We start from the raw sequence: 1173 nt of genomic DNA, 5'->3' as shown, positions 1-1173 counted from the left end.
GATAATTACATCCAAACACTGGAACCTCGGGCATTTTATTTGTATGTACCTGAGCGGGATCAAACTGATATTCCCGACTTTGATACTAGTTTGACCACGTTCAACTCACTACGCCTATTTTCCCACAACCGTTTTATTGGTCGAGATAGAATTGGTGATGCCAATCAGTTAACTCTGGCTGTCACCAGTCGAATTATTGATGAAGAGTCAGGTAAAGAGAACTTGAGATTAACGGTTGGTCAGATTCGATATTTCACTGACCAGCGTGTCATGTTAGATGGCACAATAGCTGAACGAGATTCTACCTCAGATATGGTGGCAGAGGCTGTGGCCTACATTGGCGATGAGTGGTCATTTAATAGTGAGTTTCAATGGGACCCAAGCGGCTTGAAGTCGAATATGTCATCAGTAGGATTACGTTATAAAAACGATAGTGGTGGTATTTTCAATATTTCTCATCGTTACCGTCGTGATGACCCAACACCGAATAATGGTATCGAAGAGTCATTGGAACAAATTGATATTTCCACGCAGATTCCATTATCAGAACGTTGGAAATTCTTTGGTCGTTGGTATCATGCTATCGATCAAGGTGAAACGTTGGAAAAAATTGCTGGCTTACAATATGACAGTTGCTGCTGGGCAACACGCCTAGTTATGCGTGATTATGTGAACGATGTTTCCGATCAAGAGCGCAATACAGCGATTTACCTACAAATAGAATTAAAAGGCTTAGGTAGTTTCGGTCAAAAATCTGATAGCTTACTAGAACGCAGTATTCGTGGCTTCGAAGCAGAATGAACTCCTTGAGCCATTCGCAAGTCGATTCATTTCTGACTTATACGAAACCAATTAAAAAATAAATTTTGGAGTAATAGAGTTTAATGATTAAGTATCTGATTGTCGGTTTATTGCTGGCAACCAATGTTTGGGCTCAATCTCTGGATAGGATTGTTGCAGTTGTCAATGATGAAGTCATTCTTGAAAGTGACTTGCAGGATATGGAGCAAACTGTTCGTCAACAGATCCGTCAGCGTGATGCTGCAATGCCACCCAGTGATGTTCTACGTAAGCAAGTGCTTGAAAGATTAATCATGCAACGCCTGCAAATACAAGAAGCAGATAAAGTAGGGATTAGAGTGGGGGATGATGCTCTTAATGCTGCCCTCAAGC

At 41.3% G+C, this 1173-nt stretch carries 2 protein-coding genes; both read left to right on the top strand.

Going from position 1 to position 1173, the window contains the following annotated elements:
• Window positions 1-801: LPS-assembly protein LptD (locus B3014_RS01870; RefSeq protein WP_289286893.1), on the top strand; the 801-nt coding region annotated here is incomplete at its 5' end.
• An 83-nt stretch (window positions 802-884) separates the two neighbouring features.
• A partial coding sequence (locus tag B3014_RS01865; protein ID WP_289286892.1) for a SurA N-terminal domain-containing protein occupies window positions 885-1173 on the top strand: 289 nt, incomplete at its 3' end.

Origin of the sequence: Methylophaga sp. UBA678 (assembly GCF_002299105.1) — a bacterium.
GTDB classification, from domain to species: Bacteria; Pseudomonadota; Gammaproteobacteria; order Nitrosococcales; family Methylophagaceae; genus Methylophaga; species Methylophaga marina.
Note: the sequence above shows the minus strand (reverse complement) of the source record. Positions and strands in the feature narration are given on the sequence as shown.